Annotated in this window: 30 protein-coding genes; all 30 read right to left on the reverse strand. The window is 37.1% G+C overall.

The features are described from left to right. The coding region (locus tag CHB72_RS23820) for an ISAs1 family transposase (RefSeq protein WP_141131580.1) at window positions 1-411 on the reverse strand (411 nt) is incomplete at its 3' end. A 224-nt stretch (window positions 412-635) separates the two neighbouring features. Beyond that, entirely contained in the window at window positions 636-902 is a 267-nt protein-coding gene (locus CHB72_RS23825; RefSeq protein ID WP_089285368.1) for a hypothetical protein, read from the reverse strand. Between the two features lie 84 nt (window positions 903-986). Then, window positions 987-1,487 (reverse strand): COG2426 family protein, encoded by a 501-nt coding sequence (locus tag CHB72_RS23830; protein WP_089285369.1) that lies wholly within the window; start codon window positions 1,485-1,487, stop codon window positions 987-989. Window positions 1,488-1,604: 117 nt separating this feature from the next. After that, a complete protein-coding gene (locus CHB72_RS23835; protein ID WP_089285370.1) occupies window positions 1,605-2,057 on the reverse strand; it encodes a GtrA family protein in 453 nt (150 codons plus the stop codon). Continuing rightward, a complete protein-coding gene (locus CHB72_RS23840) occupies window positions 2,054-3,004 on the reverse strand; it encodes a glycosyltransferase family 2 protein (RefSeq protein WP_089285371.1) in 951 nt (316 codons plus the stop codon). The genes CHB72_RS23835 and CHB72_RS23840 overlap by 4 nt, the downstream gene beginning before the upstream one ends. Continuing rightward, window positions 3,004-4,476 (reverse strand): glycosyltransferase family 39 protein, encoded by a 1,473-nt coding sequence (locus CHB72_RS23845; protein ID WP_176431587.1) that lies wholly within the window; start codon window positions 4,474-4,476, stop codon window positions 3,004-3,006. Before CHB72_RS23845 ends, CHB72_RS23840 begins: the two co-directional genes overlap by 1 nt. A 177-nt stretch (window positions 4,477-4,653) precedes the next feature. Beyond that, window positions 4,654-5,013, reverse strand: coding sequence for a hypothetical protein (locus CHB72_RS23850; RefSeq protein WP_089285373.1), 360 nt, complete (start codon window positions 5,011-5,013; stop codon window positions 4,654-4,656). Further along, window positions 5,006-5,659: a peptidoglycan recognition protein family protein gene (locus CHB72_RS23855; RefSeq protein ID WP_089285374.1), complete on the reverse strand. Its 654-nt coding sequence runs from the start codon at window positions 5,657-5,659 to the stop codon at window positions 5,006-5,008. Before CHB72_RS23855 ends, CHB72_RS23850 begins: the two co-directional genes overlap by 8 nt. Before the next feature lie 4 nt (window positions 5,660-5,663). After that, window positions 5,664-5,882 (reverse strand): hypothetical protein, encoded by a 219-nt coding sequence (locus CHB72_RS23860; RefSeq protein WP_089285375.1) that lies wholly within the window; start codon window positions 5,880-5,882, stop codon window positions 5,664-5,666. Window positions 5,883-6,375: 493 nt separating this feature from the next. Next, window positions 6,376-6,543: a phage holin family protein gene (locus tag CHB72_RS23865; RefSeq protein WP_242975258.1), complete on the reverse strand. Its 168-nt coding sequence runs from the start codon at window positions 6,541-6,543 to the stop codon at window positions 6,376-6,378. 31 nt (window positions 6,544-6,574) lie between these two features. Continuing rightward, window positions 6,575-6,874, reverse strand: coding sequence for a hypothetical protein (locus CHB72_RS23870; RefSeq protein WP_089285377.1), 300 nt, complete (start codon window positions 6,872-6,874; stop codon window positions 6,575-6,577). A 17-nt stretch (window positions 6,875-6,891) separates the two neighbouring features. Continuing rightward, window positions 6,892-8,211, reverse strand: a complete 1,320-nt coding sequence (locus tag CHB72_RS23875; RefSeq protein WP_089285378.1) for a hypothetical protein — start codon at window positions 8,209-8,211, stop codon at window positions 6,892-6,894. Window positions 8,212-8,215: 4 nt separating this feature from the next. Further along, the gene (locus CHB72_RS23880; protein WP_242975260.1) at window positions 8,216-8,773 is read right to left on the reverse strand and encodes a putative phage tail protein; all 558 of its coding nucleotides are present in this window, start codon (window positions 8,771-8,773) and stop codon (window positions 8,216-8,218) included. Next, complete coding sequence (locus CHB72_RS23885) at window positions 8,766-9,836, reverse strand: baseplate J/gp47 family protein (protein WP_089285379.1); 1,071 nt, start codon at window positions 9,834-9,836, stop codon at window positions 8,766-8,768. Before CHB72_RS23885 ends, CHB72_RS23880 begins: the two co-directional genes overlap by 8 nt. Continuing rightward, a complete protein-coding gene (locus tag CHB72_RS23890) occupies window positions 9,836-10,267 on the reverse strand; it encodes a DUF2634 domain-containing protein (protein WP_089285380.1) in 432 nt (143 codons plus the stop codon). The genes CHB72_RS23885 and CHB72_RS23890 overlap by 1 nt, the downstream gene beginning before the upstream one ends. After that, window positions 10,267-10,701 (reverse strand): DUF2577 domain-containing protein, encoded by a 435-nt coding sequence (locus CHB72_RS23895; RefSeq protein ID WP_089285381.1) that lies wholly within the window; start codon window positions 10,699-10,701, stop codon window positions 10,267-10,269. Before CHB72_RS23895 ends, CHB72_RS23890 begins: the two co-directional genes overlap by 1 nt. Beyond that, the gene (locus CHB72_RS23900; protein WP_089285382.1) at window positions 10,701-11,669 is read right to left on the reverse strand and encodes an XkdQ/YqbQ family protein; all 969 of its coding nucleotides are present in this window, start codon (window positions 11,667-11,669) and stop codon (window positions 10,701-10,703) included. Before CHB72_RS23900 ends, CHB72_RS23895 begins: the two co-directional genes overlap by 1 nt. Further along, a complete protein-coding gene (locus CHB72_RS23905) occupies window positions 11,662-12,090 on the reverse strand; it encodes a hypothetical protein (protein ID WP_089285383.1) in 429 nt (142 codons plus the stop codon). Before CHB72_RS23905 ends, CHB72_RS23900 begins: the two co-directional genes overlap by 8 nt. A gap of 14 nt (window positions 12,091-12,104) precedes the next feature. Continuing rightward, window positions 12,105-13,436, reverse strand: a complete 1,332-nt coding sequence (locus CHB72_RS23910; RefSeq protein WP_089285384.1) for a hypothetical protein — start codon at window positions 13,434-13,436, stop codon at window positions 12,105-12,107. 266 nt (window positions 13,437-13,702) lie between these two features. Further along, a complete protein-coding gene (locus tag CHB72_RS23915; RefSeq protein ID WP_089285385.1) occupies window positions 13,703-14,098 on the reverse strand; it encodes a phage tail assembly chaperone in 396 nt (131 codons plus the stop codon). A gap of 10 nt (window positions 14,099-14,108) precedes the next feature. Continuing rightward, window positions 14,109-14,555, reverse strand: coding sequence for a phage tail tube protein (locus tag CHB72_RS23920; protein ID WP_089285386.1), 447 nt, complete (start codon window positions 14,553-14,555; stop codon window positions 14,109-14,111). A gap of 16 nt (window positions 14,556-14,571) precedes the next feature. After that, window positions 14,572-15,630: a phage tail sheath C-terminal domain-containing protein gene (locus CHB72_RS23925; protein ID WP_089285387.1), complete on the reverse strand. Its 1,059-nt coding sequence runs from the start codon at window positions 15,628-15,630 to the stop codon at window positions 14,572-14,574. A 3-nt stretch (window positions 15,631-15,633) separates the two neighbouring features. Then, window positions 15,634-16,068: a phage tail terminator family protein gene (locus tag CHB72_RS23930; protein WP_089285388.1), complete on the reverse strand. Its 435-nt coding sequence runs from the start codon at window positions 16,066-16,068 to the stop codon at window positions 15,634-15,636. A gap of 61 nt (window positions 16,069-16,129) precedes the next feature. Further along, the gene (locus tag CHB72_RS23935) at window positions 16,130-16,639 is read right to left on the reverse strand and encodes a phage scaffolding protein (RefSeq protein ID WP_089285389.1); all 510 of its coding nucleotides are present in this window, start codon (window positions 16,637-16,639) and stop codon (window positions 16,130-16,132) included. 386 nt (window positions 16,640-17,025) lie between these two features. Further along, on the reverse strand, window positions 17,026-17,886 hold the full coding sequence (locus CHB72_RS23940; protein WP_089285390.1) for a hypothetical protein: 861 nt from the start codon (window positions 17,884-17,886) through the stop codon (window positions 17,026-17,028). After that, complete coding sequence (locus CHB72_RS23945) at window positions 17,886-18,110, reverse strand: hypothetical protein (protein WP_089285391.1); 225 nt, start codon at window positions 18,108-18,110, stop codon at window positions 17,886-17,888. The genes CHB72_RS23940 and CHB72_RS23945 overlap by 1 nt, the downstream gene beginning before the upstream one ends. A 45-nt stretch (window positions 18,111-18,155) precedes the next feature. Further along, window positions 18,156-18,689 carry a putative phage tail protein gene (locus tag CHB72_RS23950; RefSeq protein WP_141131582.1) on the reverse strand — a complete coding sequence of 178 codons (534 nt, stop codon included), beginning with the start codon at window positions 18,687-18,689 and terminating at the stop codon, window positions 18,156-18,158. Beyond that, on the reverse strand, window positions 18,679-19,749 hold the full coding sequence (locus CHB72_RS23955) for a baseplate J/gp47 family protein (RefSeq protein ID WP_089285393.1): 1,071 nt from the start codon (window positions 19,747-19,749) through the stop codon (window positions 18,679-18,681). The genes CHB72_RS23950 and CHB72_RS23955 overlap by 11 nt, the downstream gene beginning before the upstream one ends. Window positions 19,750-20,163: 414 nt before the next feature. Continuing rightward, window positions 20,164-21,633 carry a methyl-accepting chemotaxis protein gene (locus tag CHB72_RS23960; RefSeq protein ID WP_089285394.1) on the reverse strand — a complete coding sequence of 490 codons (1,470 nt, stop codon included), beginning with the start codon at window positions 21,631-21,633 and terminating at the stop codon, window positions 20,164-20,166. Between the two features lie 306 nt (window positions 21,634-21,939). After that, complete coding sequence (locus tag CHB72_RS27920; RefSeq protein ID WP_278277902.1) at window positions 21,940-22,074, reverse strand: hypothetical protein; 135 nt, start codon at window positions 22,072-22,074, stop codon at window positions 21,940-21,942. Window positions 22,075-22,193 lie beyond the last annotated feature (119 nt).

Raw genomic sequence — 22,193 nt, forward strand, 5'->3', positions numbered from 1 at the left:
AACTGCTCTTTTGCCTGCTCTTTTATTCGCCGTTCCCCTCATGGTTTTTCCATCTATAGCTACTACTGTTCCTTCTTTCATAGCAGTTACTTCTTTCATAGCAGTTACTTCTTGCATCCATGCTGTAAAACACTTTTCAAATTGCTTAGGGCTTATCACATCTAACACCCTTGCTATGGTATACCAAGATGGTATTCCATTTGGCAGTTCTAAGTATTTTCTCAACCATTCTTCCTTGGCTATTGCCCATTCTTCTATTTCCTCCCATTCATCGCATCTGCATACCGTTGCTGCCACGGCAATGAATAAAACATCTATTAATTTATGTTGTATCTTTCCTTCTTGTCTTGGATCGTATATCACGCTAAAATAATCAAAAAAGCTTCCCATATATAGTCCCTTTCTGTCCATAGTTTTTACCTCTTTTCATTAGTATTATCTATAGACAACCTTACTATATACGCTTTTTAGTTTTTAGCTGAAATTTATTCCATGGTAAAACTTTCATTCATGCTTTTGCCGTGGCCTTGGCGAATAGAGATCATTGAAATACTAAATTTGCCAAAGTACAAGCCATTCAAAGGATTTTGTGTGAAAATAGTTAGGGTCTACTCAATATACTGAGTAGACCCTAACTATATAATCTTTTTCTTTTCCAGTAGCTGAATCGCAACATCATGTCGTCCATAGACAGAGGATAGAACATCCAATTTTTGATTCATCTTTTGCTGTTCTATCTTCACTTCCTGCATTTCTCCCTCAATTCTATCTACCTTAGCTTCTAATCCATCTACCTTGACCTCTAGTCTGTCTACCTTATTCTCTACCCCGTCTAACTTTTTTCCTAACTCTTCAATCATACCTACAATTACATGTAGCGTTTCTTTAGTATCTTTTTCCAAAATTTCACCTCCAGAGTAATTTTTCCGTATCATTTCTAGATGTATTTTTATTATATCATAATCTTATCTGGTAGATAAAGAAAATCACATAAGACTACTGATTAAATTTAATGTCCTCATAGCCCCATGACTTAGCATCATCACTGCTGTTCCTGCAATAAGGTTTCCTATGAATATGGCTGGAAAGGCTGTTTTAAAACGAATATCTAAAAGTACTGAAGCCAAGGTGCCAGTCCACACCCCTGTCCCCGGTAGAGGTATCGCCACAAACAAGATCAGCCCCCAGAAGCCGTACCTTCGGATCCTACCACTCCTCAGCATCGTTTTGGCAGTGATCCTATCCACAAAACCTCGAAATAATCTGGTCTTTTTCATTTCCTTGAAAATAGGTCGTATAGTAAAGATAATGACAGGCACAGGCAGCATGCTGCCAATAAAGCTTATAAAAAAGGCATGGGGTGGTGACATCCCTAGAGACATCCCTACCGGTATGGCTCCCCTTAGTTCGATAATCGGCAGCGCCGCTGTCAGTAATACTGTTAATTCAATTGATAAAAATTCTATAACCTTCCCCAATATCCCCATATCTATTCCCCTTTAACTTTGTACATGTGAAAGCTTAGCTTCCTTTTATATTGCTATTGAATATGCCAAACGAAACGTCCCCTTGGCTTATTCACCCTTGGCTTATTCACCCTTGGCTTATTCTTGGGTTTTAAGATTTTTCTCAACCTCGACCTTAACCTCAGTATCAGCCTTAGCGTCTGCCTCAGATTTAAACACTACTCTCTTGCTTAAAATGTAATTCAATACAATGACACCACCGTTGACGATCAGCTTACTGACAAACTCGTCCATATGCAGCAGTTGAATCATCAAAATCAATCCTATCAAATCGAAGAGATAGGTACCAACCCGCACAGCAAAAAATAATCCCATTTCCTTCAATACGCTTTTCCCCATCACTTGGCTGGAAAAAACCCATCTTCTATTGGTGTAAAAGGCCACGATCACCGCCACCACAAAAGCCGCCGTCGTACTGATGGTATAATGTACCCCTACATCGATCAACAGTTTATATATCGTCAGATTCACTACTGTTGTTAATACGCCAAACACTAGGTAAGAAATATAATGCTTCATTTTGTCCATCATTCTTTATCATCCTTGTCAGATTCCATGTTTATCTCTTTTTCAATAGTATATAAAGGTCTTCCTCTACTCTCATCATAAATCCGAACAATGTATTCTCCCACCACTCCAAGGGCCAACAGGTGAATGCCACTAAGAAGAACAACAATCCACAGCCATCCTGGTATGCTGCTGTAGCTATGACTCAATCTAACCAATATACTATACAGCATCATCAGAAAACCTACTAGGATGATTGCTACCCCTGTCCCCTCAATCCATTTGATCGGCTTAAAGGAAAAAGACAAAATCCCATCAGAAGCCAGCTTCAGCATTTTCTTTAGAGGATACTTGGTCTCCCCAGCGAATCTTTCCTCTCTTTCGTAGAGAAGCGCTGTTTGCTTAAAACCAACCCAGCTAACCATGCCACGGATGAAACGATTTTTCTCTGACATGCTGTTAAAAACATCCACTACTTTTCTATCCATCAGACGGAAATCTCCAGTATCTACCGGAATATCTACATCCGTCATTTCCTTCAAGAATCGATAAAAGTATTTTGCCGTTGCTAGCTTAAACCAAGTTTCCCCTTTACGCTTCTTCCTTTGGCCATAGACCACGTGATAACCCTCTTGCCACAGCTTAATCATGTCTGAAATCAGTTCCGGTGGATCCTGCAGATCTGCATCGATTACCACTACCGCATCCCCCTTGGCCTTGGCTATACCTGCAGTTACAGCGATCTGGTGACCAAAGTTTCGTGCAAAGCTGATGACCTTTACTGCTTGATCCTCAGTTGCAATTTCTTCTAATATAGGTAGGGTTTCATCGGTGCTTCCATCATTGATAAAGAGGATTTCGTGATGAATGTTATGCTCCACCATGACTCTTTTTACCTGACGGTAGCATTCTCTAGCCACTTGGTTTTCACAATACATTGGAATGACCAATGATATCAATTTTTCCTTCATTATTTCAACGCTCCATTCCTGATATTTTCAAAATCCCCCATCATATGTCCTATGGCAGCAACCGCTGTTAGGATAAAGAAGGGTACTACAGGATGATGATATCGTGATTGTACTTCTATCAACACATGGGCTGCCCCAAAGATTAAAACGATCATAGCAAAGAGACCTACAGCAGAACCTCTCTTTTCCTTTAAGCTGCACCAAACCCCCAGCAGTGCTAGGAGAATAATGGCCATATAGTAGCTCTGGGACCATACCCTGACAGTTTCTTTATTTTCCTTAATCCATAGACTAAAGTCCGTTTCGGGGTTAACCTCCAGCATACTCCAATAGTAGCCGTATTCATCGGTTCCCCACTGAATAGCAAACTTCCTCTCCGCTAAGCCAATGAAGGCGGTAGGATCATCCTTTATCCTCTGGATAGCCCTTCTCTGGGCTTCACTGTGTACCTTATCAAAATCATGATCGTATTCTTCAATAATCTCCCACGCAGTAGGGTTCCACATACCATCCCTTTCAGGATCTGTCCCTACATAGAGGTTAAAACCCCCAGCAGTTTTCCCTAAAGGTACCTTTACCGTATCTATATAAATAAAATTCAGCGTCCCAAGCGTAATGGTAAAGCTTAAGATTACCAAAACCATCGTTATCCCCTTTTCTTTTAAAAATGCTAAAAGCGGCTTGTCTAACCTATGGAAAAACAATAGGTAAGCTAGCATGGGAGGAAATAATAGAGAAGATACGGGTCTTATAATATGGGCAACGCCCATCACCAGTCCCACCAACAGCAGCTTCAACCACTGCCAGCCCTCTAGCTCTTGATTCGTAAATCGAATAAATAAGTATAAGGCCAATAAAAATAACAATAAAAAGATATGCTCTGAAGCCAATAATGTATTGTACATAATCTGTGTAGGATAAAGAGCAAAGATGAGACCTGCCATTTGTCCGACTACTTCACTAAAAGCTTCTCTACCTAAAAGATAGATGAGGATAGTCGTTACAATAGAGGAAAAAACATTGAACCATAGACCTACCGCCACACTATCTCCAAAAATCCTATAAATATAGGATAACACCAAAGGATACCCAGAGAGATGAGGAAAAACATTACGGATTTCCAAATAAGCGTCGTAATCCCCCTGCAGCAGCGCTATGGTATAGTTATGAAACCGTAAAAAATCTACCATAGGTACCGTATGAATCAGCCTTACCCATACATATCTAGGAGCAAAGGCAATAGCACTCAGTAATGGTATGAAAAGTTTGGGATTCTGTAAAAAGGTCATCTTCCTTAATGCAAAATAGACTCCTACAAAAACCCCAGCCAATACTATACTATAAAACAGTAGATAAATCGTAGGTGTTTCATAAAGGTAAGGTCCCCTTACAAAATTCCCATAAATCACTACCAATATGAAAAATATCAAATAAAAAGAAAGTACGATTCGTCGAAGAATGTTTTGCACCATTTGTTTCCTCTCCATATCCTATTTACTTGAAATTATGGATCATGTACTACTTAAGAAGTACCTAATTTCCTATGTATTATAGCATACTTGAGACCATAAATCTATGGGGATAGCCACTATACCATATTTAAGCAGCTATCCCCATCATAATCTTCCATTATATGCAATTGTTTCTGCCTAGCTGACAGCTTTTTTCTTTTCTTCATCGTATCCCAGTAAATCTCTTCCCTCTGATAAATATTGTTTCAAATAGTTCACTGCTTCCTCTATCATTTTATCTAACTGCTGCTTTGTATAAACCAGTTTTAATAGTTTTGGCATAGCTTCATAAAGGCGTTCTGTTACTATGGCATATTTTAACTCACCCGTACCAGAACCAAACTTTTTCTCTGCCTCTGTTACAAATGTTAGAACCATACACATTACAAACTCCCTTTGACCTCGCTTATATGCAATTACTCCTATTAATAAAATAACTGCAATTGTTACAATGTCAAGTGCATTATAAATAACAAAGCTATAAATAATATCAATCATTCTCTTTTCCCCCCATCAAATTATATAGCATTACCCATATCTGTTCTCTTGTAGCAGGTGTTTTAGGATTTGTACCATCGCTAATCCTATTTTCCATTACCCACTTTTGGGCTGATATTGCCCAGGAACTCGCCTGACTATTGCTTGAAGCGTGATTTGACTGGTTATCACTACTCAAATTCTTCAATTCAGCCTCTACATCTTGCAAAAACTTATCCCATTTAGGCAAAATCAGTCTTGGGCAATATTTCCCACTCCAATTTTGGTGTGTCTTCACCTGTTCTACACCCCATCCTCTTTCGAAGAGCAGCTTTGCAGTCAGGTACACTACATTTTGCCATACCTTTTCTTGATCTCCAGATTCACATACTTCAATGCCAATACTTGTCCTATTTCCTTCATAATTCCCTGCATGCCAAGCTATCTCATTTAAGGGTATAGCCTCTACCGCCTCTTCCTCATCAATGACTATATGCCATGATGCTGTTCGAGTATTGGTTGGATTGGTTAACCAACCTCTTTCATCTCTTGCCTTACTGGTGGGATTTCCTGTATTGTGAATGGTAATGGAAGAAGGAACCATTTTGGTTCCTGGTCTTCTGTTACATCTTGTGTTTTCTGGAATATGATCGATTATATATTGCATTTTTTCACCTCCCTATATTTTGAACATACCAGAAAAAGAACCCTAGTAATGTGGCACCCCCAAGCATCACTAGTGCTTTAATCCAGGCTGTTAGCTCATCCAGCTTTTTAAACAAGATAATAAATTTCTGATTATATCCTTCGTTGATTCTTTCTAGATCCCTAAGCCTTTCATCATGCTTGTTTAGTCTATCACTTATCTCCTGATGTCTGTCGCATATCATAAATGCATACTTCCTTTCTATAAAACAAGCAGCTAGAAAACAGGATAATTCATCCTAATTTTCTAGCTGCTTGATATTGCAGATTAACCTACTCTTATGGTATTATATGGGCAAGGTAATCGGATAAAGCAGGGTGTGGTAATAGCTGTTCTGAATTTCAGGACAAAAAAATAATCACCCTGCACGCCCACAGTGTGATTATTAAAATATAATATCACATTCTCGGCAACCACACTTTGCGGAGCCGATTACCTTTTTTTATATTATACCACAAAATTAATAAAAGTAAACGATATTACCCACTCTTTTAGGAGTACTTTTGTTTTACATCAGTCCAGTAAAACTGACCTTCTCATAAGTCCTGTCAATGTTTACTAATGATTTTTCTTTGTAGTTTTTGCGTTAACTTGCTTTATCTTGTATTTGTGTCGCATTAAGTTCCTAATCCGCCATTTTCGGATTTTGGGCTATTTTTGAATACAGCAGCAACAATCTATCCAGTAATATAATCAATCGCCATAAATAGTATTAGTGTCTGCAAGGCTGTATCCCACCCTCCTAAAAGTTGTGCTATAGTGCTTCTTATTAACGCTAAAATTGGAAATATTTTTGTTTTCATTACTTTTTCTCCTTCTTGCCTTGAAAGGCATAAAAATAACACCTACATAGGTGCTCCTGTAATTTTTATTTCCCTAATCTTCAAATTGTTGTTTTACTTCTAACCACTCTTGTCTTAATCTATCTACTTTGTCCATTTCACCTAAAGTTTCAGCATCACGAATAAGTCGGAGATATTCTGCTCGTTTTTCTTCAAAAGAGGGTTCAAGGTAGAAGTTTTCCTTAGACCATTCTCCGTTTTCATATTTCTTAGAAAGCAAATCTGTATCATAAGCATCTAAATGTATCATATTGTCAGCAACAACCTCACCTGCTAACATAGAAACAGCAATACAAACATTGTTGTCATCTAATTCTGCATAAATATAATTCATTTTTACCACTCCTTAAATTAATCAAATTCTAATACTTCCCAAGCTACATACTGCTTTGATTCACTTTTAGAACCATCATGGAATCGTAAAGATTCCGCTGAAAGAGTGAAGCCTATGAAAAAATCTATTGAATAATTATTAGAACTAGAACTTGCTCTATTACTAAAAGAAACTAAACACTTGGCTGGATTAACTCTGCTAAGAGGGGCAATCGCCGCTATATTTAGTTCAAGTAATCCAGATTGTTTACTTTTAGCCTTTTTAAATTCAATTACCTCATAAGTAAAATCATAAGGGTGGGAGTAGTAAGATGAATAGCTTTCGATTTCTATAGTTGTACTATCTTTTAGTATAGCTGTCTTTGCAAAAATAGTACCGTCATTATAATAATCCCCTATAGGGTATATCTTTACAATAGAGTTATCTACATTTACAGAAGATATTGTTATATTCATCTTACGTTCTCTAGTATACGCCTTACCTCTTTGAATAGATTTTATACTGCCACCTTCTTCATACGTGCCAACAACACCACCAATATTAACTCCTTTTTTAACATTACCTGCTGTCAAATTGTTAAATGTGGCAGCAACCTTTCCACTTCCACTATGATAACCTTGTGGTATAGTATATGAACCATTTTGTGTAGTAATAGTTTGATTAACTGTACCTCTATTAGGCATTACACCTGTTTGTTTTGTATAACTATTACTATAAAATGTTTGACCATTTAATACCTGAGCAGTTGTGGCATTACCAGTCAAATTAGGTCTAGGATTGACTGTTATTCCAGAATAATATCCCACTCCACCTGTTTGGATTGAATCATTAGGTGTATATGTGGCATTACCTCTATTAGGCATTGTTCCAATTCTCTTTACTCCACCTTGATAGAAAGTTTTACCATTTAATACATCACCGACAGAAGCATTAGCATCTTTAGAAATGTCTTTAACTTTAGAGCCTAATTGAGAAAAAGTATCACTTCCACTTGCACTTTGCCCCATGTCAATAATAGCGGAAGCGATAGTAATTTTTCCATTACTGACATTTGTAAAAAGTTCGTTCATGCCATCTTGCACGTTACTCGAAGTAAAATTAGGACTATCTAACGACACATTTTTTGCATCTGAGCTACTTTTTACTTCATTAATGGCACCGACTAAACTATCTTTTCTACTAGTTTCTAAGTCCGATAAAATACCAATTTTTTCGGAAGTCTGTTTGATAGCTTGATCTATTTTCTCATTATCATAATTAAAATCCTCCCTCTTAGGGCTGTCATTGCCCAGCCATTTATTTAACTGTAGGTTTTGTGTTTTTTCACTTGAAGCCATTTCATCACGCTCCTTCTTTATATATTTCAAATTCATCCCAAGTAAGATTTAGGGCATCCCATTGATCCCATGTCTTGTGGGCATTATCAAAATCATTCCATATAAGATACCTATAGCTATACTCCACCATGAGATGGGCTGGCTTAATCTCTTCGATAGCCTCTTTTAAATCATCAATATTAGGCGGTACCCCCATGACGCTAATAAATCTGATGGTAAAGCTGTAGCACTCAGGGTTTTCTATCACTTCTACTTCCCCATTGGTAAAGGATTCTGAAACGTTTTTAATCAACTTTACCGTAATGGTTCCAGAACCCCTTATCTTACTTTTTATTACTGACCGTCTATAAGCTGCAGGTTTTGTATTGTTCACTGGAATACCCACTTCCCTCTCCCATCTCTCTAACGTAAAGGTAGAGGTATCAACATAAAACTGATTTAGTGTCTCTTCCAGTTTCTTCTTGAAGCTTTGTAGTTCTTCTTCTTCCACATTGATAAGATTGGTTGCAACCTTACTGGTGCGATAGTATTCTGGCATAAATTTCATCAATGAATTATTCAAAGGTAATCCCCCCTAGTACAGGAACCTGGTCATCATTGATAGGAATGTTTTCCATGCCCCACTTGATGTCTGAGATGCCATCATCCCAAGTGCCTATGGTTAAATCAGAATATTCTAGAATTCCTTCGGTTTCTATCAAAACACTTCCTAGAATAGCATAACTTACATAGAGTTTAGAGAAAGCTATGCTTCTAAAATGTTCCTTTACTTTTTCCTTCATATTTAGCTGGGCTTCCTCTAAGGTATAATTATTATCTAATATGAAGGAAGCCTTTATATAAACTGGTACTTCCACAGCACTTTCTACCGTCACACTGGCACCTATAGGTCGTAGCTCTTCTATATGATTAGCTACTTGTTCTACAAGCTGCTGATCTGCTCCAGTTTTGTCATTGTTTATAATGACTACCTTCACAGTTCCTGGGCCTTCTGCTAAGGGAAATACTTTAACATCTCCTACGCCAGTAATCTCCTTTGCCCAATTTTTATAGTGATGCTTGTTGCCGCTGGTGGTAGGGGTTCTAACTTTATCAAAATACCGCTGTCTCAATTCTTCGTCACTTTCTCCTGGATATCCGTTCGTCACCGCCTCTGGGTTGATGACACCCGTCAGGCCTGATAAGGTGACGGGGAAATACTTGATAGCTCCTTTTGGCACATTGCCTGCACTTCCATATACCTCGCATTCTACCAAGACCTCCACCTGCTCCGAAGCATCAATTGTTTTTGTCTCTTTAGAGAAAAAAGCCGCCGTATCACTGGCAACCTTATCCCCTTCATGAACTATAGCCCCTTCTGAACCAGTGATGACGACTACAGTTGTTGCCTTAGTAGGCTGCTTTCTGGATATCCCTTGTTCCGCTGTTTTTCTATCCAACCATTCCCCTGCTGCGGTTTCTGCGAAGCCCTTGTTGAGAATGGTATCTGCTTGACAATAGGCAGTCTCCAGTTCAATGGCTATTGGCTTTACTACATCATAAAAAAAAGACCCCTGGGTGGTGTCATATTCCTCTGGTATGTCAGATAACATTCTATTCTGTATTGTTAACCTATCTTCTGTCACTAAAAAATCACCTCCTGCTGGAAGGTGTTTCCTTCCACAAGATTAACCATGAATTCAAGGATGATTTTTGCTCCATCCCTTGAGATTTTAAGATTGGATATGTGACGAATCATGGGGTGTCTTTCCAACGCTGCTTTAATCTCTCGTTTTAATTCACTCTCCACAAAATCTCTAGGCAAGTTCTGCCCGATCAGGTTTTTCAACTCTGTTCCATAATCAGTATCCTCATAAATTTTATATTTGTCCTTTTCAGTTTTCAGTATCTTCATGATCCATACTTTTAATGCCTCTATACCTTCTATTTTGATCAGTCTTCCATCCCTGATGACGAAGTCCCCCCGTTGGAAATCAAAAAGAAAGGATTTACCATAGAGTTTCGTCTCTGGTTCAACATTTGTTCGGAATTCCAATTCAGCAATCTCTGGTAGCATTACAATCTCACCGCCTTATCTACAAGATAATATTTCTGATGATCGTTGGATGGTATCAGAATCACTTCATCTCCTGCATTCAAAGTATCCATATATTTTAAAGTCCCATCTGATTTGTTAAGGATACTCTGAGGTATAGAAAAACCAGTGATAGTATAATTCTTTGATGGTGGGCTTCCTGTTAGATGAAAATCCATATTACCACCACTGGCGTTTAAGCCAGTATTTCTGATACCAGTTACTTCTATCTCCCTTTGATACCCATCAAGTACATGGGCAGAAATAATTAAATCCTCTTTATCAAGGATAATTTTATCACCAAGACCTACTTTGATGTTGGGAGGAGGAGAAATAACCTTTCCAACCTGGGGACCCATATAGATAGCATTTTCTCTTTCCTTAAACAACATCGCCAGTTCAGATATTCCGTCCATTATATCACTCCCAATCCTAATGACATACGGTGGATACCCTTACTTACAGTATGGGTAACGTCCTCCACCAGATATTTTCCACTGAGCCCGGTTATAGGCTCCTCCAGCTCTATTATTCGTCCAGCTCTTACTAAATCATTACCCAGCATTTCTAAGGTATTTTCCTCAAAAACTTTCCCCAAATCCTTTAACATTTTTTCGGCTATATTCTTTGCCTGTACCTTGTCCTTGTTGCTTATCTGAACAATATCCTGCAAAACACCATATTTGTCGACTAAATTCTTATCCTCCATTTTTTCAATCACTTGATCATTTAGCAATATACCTATACTATTTTTCATTTCTTCTATGGATCGTTTGCGGGAAGGATTTGAAATAGCCTGTATAATGTCATAGGATTCAATATTCTCAGCCAGCTTAAAGGTAGCTTTGATAACTAAATCCTCCTGCTTTTCAATATAAAGCTTTCCTGCCCGCATTTCCATCCTATACTTTGTTCCTGTTTCTTTTTTCTCTATGTCAATAATATCTCTGATGATATCACTGACGACCTCATTAGCGTATATCTTTTTGATGATTGTGCTCATAGGTCCGATACTGCCAATGGGAATGTTAAAATCATTTAGAATCATTTCTATGGCTTTTTTTGCAACCACTTTATTGAACTGATAGACTGCCTTGCTCTTATTGAGATAAAATCCATAATCAAAGCAGGTATATTGAATAGGTTGTCTGCCCTTTTTCTCTTCTGTAACGACCACGCCCCTGAATATCTCATCCTCATTCACCAAACAAACAGCATTTCCTATATCTACAGGATTCTTAGGGAAATATTTGGCATCATTGAAAGCGATATTGAAGTCCAGTTGACTTCCTAGTTCATTGACGTTACTTCTCCAGCGAATATCTCCTATTAAAGGGGTAATATCCGTTTGAACATTATCTGAAATATTGAAGATCTTATGCATATTCCACCTTCCCTTGTTTCAATTTTATGAACTTGAATTCACTCAATGTAAGGGTATAATAGATATCTTTTGTACCATCCTGTATACCATATTCAAAACTTTCGATGGTACATGGCATATTCACAGGAGAATCGGTAATCACCAGCCGGATAGGTACACGCCTTACTTTCCATGCCTCTATCGCTTCTACATACTCCCATCCTTTATAGGAATCGTCTCTTAAAAAAGAGTACTCTTTTGCAGGAAAGAAGGATTGTATCGCTATGGCTTTTAAGGCAGACATGCCTATCAGCTTGATTTCCCCTTGGCTGATGGTATCAAAGGTATCATTTTTCATACCGGATTGTATCCTGAATTCTGTTGGGAGAACAGGGAGCTTGATCACCTGTTCTCGATTGTTAATAGAAAGAAATATATCCATGCTTCATTCCTCCTTTATAAAGCAGCCAATGACATATTTGCCAAAGAATACTTTAGTTTTGGCACCAATTCATTGGCTATTTCTGCTGTTGTTTTATTCATCCCTGTGATATTAACTACAAAGCTATTGTTGTTATTTACAGAATAGTTATTTGGGCTAGTGGCAGGTTGCTTGCCAACTAGTTCACCATGACGTGATGCGTATATTTTGTCTCTGTCTGTTGTTGTAGGATTATATAGATCAAGTACAGATGCATTTTTCTTTTGATTTCTGCGTCTTTGGGATGATCTTTCATGAACATTGTTTTTAGTATCAATCCTATTTCCTACAATTCGAGCACCTGGTTGACTTAGTTGTTCCTGCATTCTATTAACCTGTTTTTCTGTGGCTTTATTCAACATGTTTTTCATCATTGTCATAGGACCTTCAATTGATATTCCTTTTTCAGCTAGAGAGGCTTGTGCTTTGTCATAAAGTTCTACTCTTTCATGGCTTTTATGCCCCTTTACTATTCTCTTCCCTTCGATTCGTGCATCTGGGTCGTTTAGTTGTTTCTGTATTCTTTTAACTTGTTTTTCTGTGGCTTTATTCAATATGTTTTTCATCATTGTCATAGGGCCTTCAATTGATATTCCTTTTTCAGCCAGCGAGGCTTTTGCCTTGTCATAAAGTTCTACTCTTTCATGGCTTTTATACCCCTTTACTATTCTCTTCCCTTCGATTCGTGCATCTGGGTGGTTTAATAGTTCTGCCATAGCTTGCTGACGTTTCTGAATCATTCTATTCATCGGTCCTTCAAGGTACTTTAATGTAAAATCATTCATTTTTTCTTGAGTACTATCAGATACATTATCATATATCATTGATCCAAAATAATTTACACTTGATGTAAAAATTGATGCTGGTGGAAATATCAATCCAACGCTATCCCCAATTAAATCCGTTATAGCAAGTGCTCTTTTAAATGAGCTGTCATCAGAATATAATGTGTATATGTTCATTCCAGTTCCTACTATAGAAGATGTTCCTTTTAAAACTCCTTTTGCAAAAACCTTTCCTCCGTCCACACTTGTGGTTGAAAAATTGTCAGGTATCTTGGTGATATCACGATAGATCACTTGGCTTGTATATTTAGATGTTTTATCTAAGATTTCCCATGTCTTATCGAACGTCCCGAAGTATCCTATATCAGTAGCTACTTGTTTTTGTATCGACTGATTGCTTGAAGAATTAAGTTTTGCCATTTCATTATCCTGGCTTCTTTTCATCTCTTCATAAGCATTTTCAATTTTTTTATTTCTTTTATAACTTTTTTGAAGCAAATTATACATCTCATCCTGCTTCATATTTTGCTTTCACCACCTTAATAAAAATAGTGAAAAGCCACTACTGCTGTAGCCGACTTTTCACTATTTATAAATAAACTATCTATTTTTACCGAGCTTCCGTCATCCCAATCTCTGGGCTTCCATTTGCTTCTCCTTCAGCTCCTGATGGAAAAAGCCCATGATCAGGATCAGTTCGCCCTTTGGCATATTGTAAAACACAGAGGGTCTGATGCCTTTTGTTTTCCAGTAGTAAAACATCATTTGTGTCAGATCATCTGTGTTAATTAGTTTTTTATTTCTTCAATCGCCCCGCCATCAAAACCGCTGATTTCGCCAATCATATTATAGAGGGTTAGAACTTCTCCAGGTAATAGGATTTTATTGATTAAATCCTTTGGTGTATAAACATTGAATTTATCCATCAGTTCCTTAGATTTAAAGTTTGGGTCCTTTACTCCCTCTACTACCGTCATGGCTTGTAGCCCAGCCGTATTGATCCTATCATTGTCCTTATCTATAGCCAGTTCCTGTATTTCATCCATCTTTACTGGTGTCAGGGCTTCGATTTTAAATACTACCTTGTCTCCACTTACTTCCGATAACCTTTTTACTTCTACTTCCTTCTTTGGTTTTCTAATTTTTTGCTCATCTAGTTGTAGCAATAAATCCAATGTACTCATATTCTTCCTCCTATTCTGGTTGAATTACATCCGTAAAATCATAATCCGTAAATGTAAAAGGACACTCGACTTCTCCCAGTGCCTTTGCTTCAAAATTAATCAAAGTTAAATCATCAAAGCTGACATCCTTCAATACAACTCTTTCAGCCTGTGCTCTGGCTGTATCAGGATCAGATAGTTTAGATAAGATAGTAAATCGTAGATCCTTACCTTTTTTTACTGCCTCACCCAGCTTAATCATCATTCTTGAATTTACCTTATGAAGCTTTAATGTTCCTGTACCTTCCCATCCTGTAATTTTCGTGTCCTTCGCTAACCTTCCGCACATCGTCACATCTTCTTTTGTCAGAGTAATCTTAGCTTCAAGTCCTTTCAACTCACTAACCTTATCTCCATCCAGCCAGATTTCTCCCCATGTACCGTTAATTACTCTATAGCCTGGTATTTTATTCGCCATTTTCTTTTCCTCCTATTTACATATAGATTAGCATTTGCAAATCTTCCATTGCGTCTAAGAACTTCACATTGGCTTTTGCAAATACCTTTGAATCCGTATTGTATTCTTTAATCTCCTGTTCTTGCAGTGCTTCTACATCTATGCCTTTCCCCATAAGATATAGTCTTTGAGATTCTAGGTCAATCTCTGCCTTATTGGCATGGGCTGAATCTAGCACATCAATTCTCTCCAACTCACCAAAATATCCATTGACTGCTGTCATGAACAATACCTTATTGTCATAAGAGTTAATAATCTTGCCCACATAGGCATTATTAAAGGTATCTCGAATATCATCGTGAACAAGGTCTACTGCATCCACAATCTTGATTTTTTTAAATTCCATACCTTTAGAAGCAGTGGCAGTTGTCAATGAATTAACACCTCTGCCTATCTTAATCTTTGTTCCATCATTGATTAGAATCAGTTTGCCATTATCAATGTCTTCACTTGGTTCTTCAGATTCTTGAATACTCTCTATTTCATTTAGATCGTAGTAGGTTGAACTTCGGGTAAAAGGCAGTCCTGCCATAATGCCAGCAATTCTGCAGGTGTATTCACTTGCACTGTAGATTTTTTCTCCAACCTGGATCCCCTCTGTAGCAAAATTAATGATCCCTTCATGATCTGCCGTGATGTTTGGCAATACAGCCTTAAATGTCTTTTTATTGACATCTCTTTCTGTTTTAATCCAAGTTGCAAGATTGGTTACATCTCCATTCTGCACCCCTGGAACTGCTAGGTAGTTCCATTTCTTGCTCTTTAATCTTGCAAGGGCTTCAGAATAATCTGCAGCTGTTGTTGGAATTCTTTCAACAATAATCTTGCTAGGAGTTCCCATAAAGGTCTTCTCAATATAATCCTTATTGTCGGATGTCCAATCCTCCGGCTTGATCTCATCAATGGATTTATACACGATTGAATCAAAGCTGCTGGTGTCATCCTTTAAAATTAGTGCTACAATACCTCTAGCACTTCGTTGTATTGCTGTTATTCCTTGTGTTTTAAATTCTATTAAAATCTCTGGTAATCCCATAAATTACTCCTCCTTTATTAATAATTCTTCCATATAATCATAATCTTGATAGTTATAGGCTTTTGTCTCCTCGATGCTGTCAGTAAATTCAACATCAAAGGTCAAGCTTAAAATATTGTTTTCTATATTGGTTTTGGTTTCATCAATCATCAGCTTTCTATCTTCTACAATGAAAACCGAGTCAATGATTTCATTGAATTGATCCACCATCTCCAAGTTTTCCAAATGTGTTTCATGTTGCGAAAAGTAACGGATTTCCACATTTACCCTTCGTTTCCTGTGATATTGACTTTCTATCGTAGTAGCGATAGGTAAAATGTGAATAAAAAAAGCAGGTTTCGTAAATTCCTGCGGCATCTCTCCTGTGTATATGTCATACGTGGGAAAGTGATTCTTTATTTTGTTGTAGATTGCATTTTGAATATCTACTAGTTTCATACGATTGACTCCTTTGATTACTTAATAAGGCTTGGAATAGCGTTAGCCTGCTGAGACTTTTTTATAGGTTTCGGATCATCCTTGCGTGAATCAGACCCTCTACATAATCATGTATTGTTGTCAAATAGGACAAGGTATCCTCACCAAATAGAAAGGGTTTGCTCTCCTGTAAGGCTTTCAGCTGTTCTTCCAAGCCAATGATGGTTCCATCTTCAAGTAGAACTAAACTGTTTCTGTCAATCAACCGATTGACTGCATCAATATTTTTAGCATTTGCCTTAAGGGCTTGAAGATGAATAGCATTTACAAGGCTTACTTCCTTGACTTTTTCATTTTCCTCTTGAAGTTTTTTTACAAGCTCTTCATACACTTGAGTCATTCTCTGAGCTCCTTCTAATTTTTCATTAAGAAGTTTTATTTGGTCTTTATAGGCATTCTTTTTCTGAATCACCTTGTTAAACCGACTTTTGGGAATGAAATTTTCATCATCAAGCAGGATTTGTTTGTCCCCAATTTTTCCTTTCACTTGATGATATAGCTCTACTCCCAATAGTTCCTTTACCTGTTCCATAGTTCTTCCTCCAATCGTAGGTTTTCCGTTATACGTGTCACGGCACGAAAGTGCAGTTTCGTTTCTAACAAATGTATTTGAATTTATATCAAAAGTAACTCCAATTGTACCCGTATAAAGCGAAACAAATCTTGCTATTAATGTATTTGACTTACTTTATAAAAAGTTGAGTCAATTAATGTATACCTTTGTAGTATTAGATGGTACGTATCAATATCCTAAGACGATTTTGGTTGTTTTATCATATCATATATTTCGCTTAATCTATCATTAGTATCATTTAAATACTCAAAAACTTCTTTATTGGTGAAGTTAGTTTTGCTAACATCTTTTCTAGCTTCTTTCGCTGTACGTTCAAGGGTTTTGATGTCTGTAATCTCGTCATATTATTCTATAGCATAATCTACTGCAATATGAAATTCAGTTGAATTTGTATGGACGTTTCTATATTCTACTTTTAATGTTGACTTAAAATAAATATTTAAAATATAATGAGACACATTAGTATCATTAGAAAAAGAACGTGCTTTATTTCCAGCGCTTGAACTGCCTCCAGACCATGTACTTACTTCTCCATCTACAGTTACCCTAAGCCCATGGTAGGCATTAGTAACAACACTTGAAGATGCTGAGCATAAAGAAATACGAGTCAAAACTCCACGGCCTGTAATATCCACTGCAGTTATATATGAACTCGAAGAAGAGATAGTTGCTTTAGTATCTACAATTTTCATTTTTGTTGGTTGTATAGGTAACTTTGCTGCTAATGTGTTTATTGCGGCTTTTACGTCCTTCAATTTCCCATGAACGCTTCCTGTAGCACTGGAAGTATCTGAATTACTACCCACATTTGTATTGATTGTATTTGCTGTCGTTTGTGCTGCTCTACTTGATATTGTTGCGTCTATTCTATCTCTATGAGTAGTTGTTCCTCCCCAGCTTGCCTGTCTTGACGATATAGTTGTATCAATCCTGCCGCTGTGGGTAGTAGTTGCCCCCCAATTGGCCTGCCTGGATGAAACAGTAGTATCAAGATTATCAACCTTTGACATTCTTGTACTGCTCATATTTGTTGTTAAATAGCTATATATAGTACCAACACAATAGTCGTATATCTGTTTTAATCTTGCAAATAAAGTCGTGGTACCTGCAACATCTGTATTTGTGCCTACTTTTGTATTGATTGTGTTTGCTGTGGTTTTAATTTCTTGCGAAGTATCCTCTTTTGCAATAAATATTTCTGGCATTATTCACTCACCTCCTCATAACTAAACTTTAAACCTCCATTTACAACCGAAAACCCATATTTATAGACAGTTCCATTATTAATGAATCTGTGGGGCATACTATTAGCCAAATGCCCTGAAATAACGTTATCAATCACATCCATATTATGATTTGCATGATTTTCCTGGTCAAAATAATCATTTGATTCAGGCTTTTTTAAGTTTAAATGATTCGTGTACTTCATTTACATCTCCCTCCAATATCTAATTTTTTTCAATTCACGTATTCTTTAGAAGTCATGATTCTTAATCTGTCTGTAGGTAAAACTTCTTAAGTCGCCATAGGTTGATGGACTTAACTCTCCATAGGTTATATAGACATAAATAATCTGAAGCCTTAGATGGGCTGGTTTGATTTCTTCAATGGAATTGAGTAAGTCCTTCATGCCTATCATTGTTTCATTAACCCCTAACAGATAAATAGTAATTGCATGATTGAATACCACAGAAACATCTCCTACTGCGTAGGATTCAGTAATCAATTGAATTAGGTTTTTGTCTACCTTTCCTATTCCCCTCCATTTTGCTATAATTGCATTTCTGCGCTCTTCATAGCTTTTATTAATATCTGTTTGGATTCCTAATTCCTGCTCATAGATTGCAAGTCCCCAAGTAGCAGTATTGATCAATAACTGGTTACTCAAGCTTTTTATGTCCACATATTCTTGGTCTACTTCTTTTGCTGCTGCCTTCATGATTTCTTGAAAAACCTTTGATTTTCGTTCATAAGTAGGTAAATATCCTATCATTTCTTTACTCCTCAATAGTAATCACCCCTAAAACCGCCACTTCATCCTCTGCGATAAGCATATTCCCAGTTTGTTCATTAATCATCAGGTCAGAAAAGTCAATAACTCCTTTAGAATCCAGAATAATACTGCCGATTTTATTGTAGCTTACGGTATTTTCCTTAAAGGCAACCTGCCTAATATACTCTTCAATATTATCTTTTATGTTCTGCAGTCTTTCCTCATCCGTCACAGAAATATCTTTTATCACCTTGAAGCTAATATTCAGAGGCTTGGCCACAGCGCTAACCACTGTACAATAAGCACCGATTGGCGCTTCTCCTTCTCCTAAACCCTTGCTGTCAGGGTCAATATGCTGCTGAACTTCTCTTACTAACTCTTCAGCAGCCGGCTGTCTGTTTGCATCAATGATGATGATTTTCACGGTGTTATCTCCATCCCAGAGAGGGACAACCTTGACATCTCCTACTCCTGTTATTTCCTTTGCCCAGTTTTTGTAGTGGTACTTGTTTCCCGAAGTAACAGGGGCCTGAATACATTCATAGTAACGAACTAAAAGCTCTTCATCACTTTCTTTGTCATATCCACTGGTAAAATCCTCATCATTTGTCACACCTGTAAGTCCTGGAAGGGTAACAGGAAAATATTGAACAATACCAGCAGGAACATTGCCGATTGGACCATAGGCTTCACATTCAACCAACACTTCTACCTGTCCTGCATCACCAACGACTTTTGCCTCTTGAACAATGAAGTTAACGGTTTCACTTGCAACGATATTACCTTCTTCTATCACTGCTCCTACTGTACCTGTGATGGTTACATATCCTTGTGTCTTGGTTGCTGGTTTTCTTTTAATGCCAGTTCTTTCAAATATGATTTGCTCCAGTTCTGAATCTTCAAGTTTTTCAACGCTTAATTTTTCCTTAATGAATCCAATTGTTTGGTGCACATCCTCTAACTCAATCGCCATAGGCTTTAAAATGTCATAAAAAAAAGACCCTTCTGATCTATCGAACTGGCCTTGTACATTTTCTAACATACGATTGAGTATTTTTTCTTTACCTTCTTCCATTTTCTTTCACCTCCTATAATAATGGTTTTTAATACTTTTTCTATTCTCGTTTTGATATAGTGTTGTTATTTTAAAGTATAATATAGATTTTAAGAGAATAATGGCATACTTGCGGCATTTTTTCGGAGATGTTTAGCAAAAATATTATTAACCGCTTATCTTTCCATACACAAGTTTACAAATAATAGATAATTGATACTATAAAACTTTTAACAGACCAATAGCCAATCTAAAATTAAGTAAGTTAAGCTTTATGGCATTGGTCTGACGCCCCTCGATCTGCAATATATGTCAAACAAAACGTCCCTTTGGCTTAGAAAATTCCTAGATTCAGGGCACAAAAAAACAGCCGCCACAACGTAAGATAATACGTAAGGATGCTGAATTTTTAAAGTGACGGAAAATTGTCATTTGCTATGCAAAAACTTTTACTCCTTTATCAGTCAATTCTCCAACTTTTTCTTCGACCTTCTCTAAAATAGCAAGCATTTCCTTTGAAAGGTCCTGTGCCTTCTTATAATGCTCTTCTGCTCTGCTCTTATGATTTTGCTTAACAGCATTTATTACCTTATCTCCCATGCTATGGAACTCATGATGAAGAGTATCTATGCTCTTCCAATCCTCTAAAATACTGGGATGATCAATTTGCATAGCATGATAGAAGTGTCCAAAGGCACATTTTTTTGAGTTGGTTTGGAGAGGATAAATTCGCATTTCAGTCATGATCTTCCTAAGTATTTCCATCCAATCCACATGGGATTTCTTTGCATTCAAAATTACTTCTTTTAGTTCTTGGTTCGTAAGGGCGTGTTTCCCTCCCCTTAACCCTCCAAACATATCAGTGACGATGTTAGAAAGTTCTTCATCTATCTTTGATATCTGTTTAGCAAACTCCACACTGTCTGTAGCATCCTTATGTATACTTTGGGTCATATAGCTAAGTCTTTCCGCATCACTACTGGAGACCTCCATAGCCTGATTGATTTCCTCGGCAGCTATTTTTATACCCTCCATAGCCTGATTAATTGCTCCCACATCCATTATTACACCTTTGTGCATTTCCATATTTTCACTAACAGTTTCTGACACTATTTCAATCTTTTTGCTCATTTCTCCAGTGGAAATTAAGGTTCTATCCATACTTTCTTTTCCATCTTTGGCAGCACCTTGAATATGAACAACAAATTGACGCATTCCCTCTAGATTTTTCTTGGTGTCATCAGCTAATTTTCTCACTTCTTCAGCCACAACCGCAAAACCACGACCATGCTCTCCTGCCCTTGCAGCTTCTATCGCTGCATTTAAGGCTAAAAGATTTGTTTGCTCTGCTATGGTCTCAACACTATCTACAATTTTATCTACCTCTGTTGCAAGAGTCACCAGTTGCTGAATTTTGTTACTCATGATTCCTGTGTCTTCTACCACATTATCTTTAAGGGCTTGTACTTCTTGAAGCCTATCTATGCTTTCATCATTTTTTTGTGCTAATAATTCTGATTCCTTTGATAAGCTGTTTAATGTCTCTAATGTACTGTCAATAGATTGATTCACTTGATTCATGCTTGCTGTAGTTTGCTCTACAATAGCAAGATTCGATTCGCTAAGGGATGCCATTTCTGCTGCAAAATCCATCAATTGATAGGAGATATGGGACATACCCACATCAAAGCTGCTCAGGGAGCTGGCTATATTAAGTATTTCCTTTGCAGACCTTGACATTTTTTTCTCATTGGCAAGTAGTTTTTCAAAATGAGTTAATACTCTGTTATGGAGAGGATATTTTACATCGGGGCTTGTAACCTCATTACCCCTTAAGGAATCCTCTACATATTTTACTATGCATTCCGCTTCTTCACAAGGTTTACGTAAACTTCTACCAAACATGAAATCTCACCTCTTAATTTTTATAATAGAATTTCCAAAGCCATGTCGTGCCTTCCCCTAATTGATATTCATCATGAAGGTTTTGTGGTGAAAATATTATATAATTACATTTTTCAACAATTACTATAATAATACCACACTGAATATTCTTTAATCATTAAATAATTATAGGTATAACTAGATTTCTTGTCTGGTGAGAATAAAGTACAGAACCTTACAAAAACAGTTTTGAAGTGCCCGCCATAGAGACGTTTTGGCTCCTGTTATACAGTTGCCATTGATTTTTCCGTTAAAAGTAAGTGTTTATTAATTTGCCATCTTTAGTATATCTATAATCTTATGCAATGTTTTATTTTTGATTTCTCTACACTGTCTTTCTTCTATAGAGCCAAGTAGAGCCAAGGGGACGGCAGGTTGCGTAAAACCCAACCACAAAAACATATAAAAAAACGCCTCTAATCATTAAAATTTCAATGATTTTATGATATAATTAAAGTAAAAAAGAGAGGTTCTTTACATGTCAAGATATATAAAAGGTGATGATAGAAATCAGTTAAATA

The organism is Anaerovirgula multivorans, from assembly GCF_900188145.1.
GTDB lineage: Bacteria > Bacillota > Clostridia > Peptostreptococcales > Natronincolaceae > Anaerovirgula > Anaerovirgula multivorans.

Coding starts and splice junctions, on each gene's coding strand:
- CHB72_RS23830 (WP_089285369.1), bottom strand. CDS start 1,487: ATGGGGATATTGGGGAAGGTTATAGAATTTTTATCAATTGAATTAACA.
- CHB72_RS23835 (WP_089285370.1), bottom strand. CDS start 2,057: ATGATGGACAAAATGAAGCATTATATTTCTTACCTAGTGTTTGGCGTA.
- CHB72_RS23840 (WP_089285371.1), bottom strand. CDS start 3,004: ATGAAGGAAAAATTGATATCATTGGTCATTCCAATGTATTGTGAAAAC.
- CHB72_RS23845 (WP_176431587.1), bottom strand. CDS start 4,476: ATGGTGCAAAACATTCTTCGACGAATCGTACTTTCTTTTTATTTGATA.
- CHB72_RS23850 (WP_089285373.1), bottom strand. CDS start 5,013: ATGATTGATATTATTTATAGCTTTGTTATTTATAATGCACTTGACATT.
- CHB72_RS23855 (WP_089285374.1), bottom strand. CDS start 5,659: ATGCAATATATAATCGATCATATTCCAGAAAACACAAGATGTAACAGA.
- CHB72_RS23860 (WP_089285375.1), bottom strand. CDS start 5,882: ATGATATGCGACAGACATCAGGAGATAAGTGATAGACTAAACAAGCAT.
- CHB72_RS23870 (WP_089285377.1), bottom strand. CDS start 6,874: ATGAATTATATTTATGCAGAATTAGATGACAACAATGTTTGTATTGCT.
- CHB72_RS23875 (WP_089285378.1), bottom strand. CDS start 8,211: ATGGCTTCAAGTGAAAAAACACAAAACCTACAGTTAAATAAATGGCTG.
- CHB72_RS23890 (WP_089285380.1), bottom strand. CDS start 10,267: ATGCTACCAGAGATTGCTGAATTGGAATTCCGAACAAATGTTGAACCA.
- CHB72_RS23895 (WP_089285381.1), bottom strand. CDS start 10,701: ATGGACGGAATATCTGAACTGGCGATGTTGTTTAAGGAAAGAGAAAAT.
- CHB72_RS23900 (WP_089285382.1), bottom strand. CDS start 11,669: ATGCATAAGATCTTCAATATTTCAGATAATGTTCAAACGGATATTACC.
- CHB72_RS23905 (WP_089285383.1), bottom strand. CDS start 12,090: ATGGATATATTTCTTTCTATTAACAATCGAGAACAGGTGATCAAGCTC.
- CHB72_RS23910 (WP_089285384.1), bottom strand. CDS start 13,436: ATGAAGCAGGATGAGATGTATAATTTGCTTCAAAAAAGTTATAAAAGA.
- CHB72_RS23915 (WP_089285385.1), bottom strand. CDS start 14,098: ATGAGTACATTGGATTTATTGCTACAACTAGATGAGCAAAAAATTAGA.
- CHB72_RS23920 (WP_089285386.1), bottom strand. CDS start 14,555: ATGGCGAATAAAATACCAGGCTATAGAGTAATTAACGGTACATGGGGA.
- CHB72_RS23925 (WP_089285387.1), bottom strand. CDS start 15,630: ATGGGATTACCAGAGATTTTAATAGAATTTAAAACACAAGGAATAACA.
- CHB72_RS23930 (WP_089285388.1), bottom strand. CDS start 16,068: ATGAAACTAGTAGATATTCAAAATGCAATCTACAACAAAATAAAGAAT.
- CHB72_RS23935 (WP_089285389.1), bottom strand. CDS start 16,639: ATGGAACAGGTAAAGGAACTATTGGGAGTAGAGCTATATCATCAAGTG.
- CHB72_RS23940 (WP_089285390.1), bottom strand. CDS start 17,886: ATGCCAGAAATATTTATTGCAAAAGAGGATACTTCGCAAGAAATTAAA.
- CHB72_RS23945 (WP_089285391.1), bottom strand. CDS start 18,110: ATGAAGTACACGAATCATTTAAACTTAAAAAAGCCTGAATCAAATGAT.
- CHB72_RS23955 (WP_089285393.1), bottom strand. CDS start 19,749: ATGGAAGAAGGTAAAGAAAAAATACTCAATCGTATGTTAGAAAATGTA.
- CHB72_RS23960 (WP_089285394.1), bottom strand. CDS start 21,633: ATGTTTGGTAGAAGTTTACGTAAACCTTGTGAAGAAGCGGAATGCATA.
- CHB72_RS27920 (WP_278277902.1), bottom strand. CDS start 22,074: ATGTTTTTGTGGTTGGGTTTTACGCAACCTGCCGTCCCCTTGGCTCTA.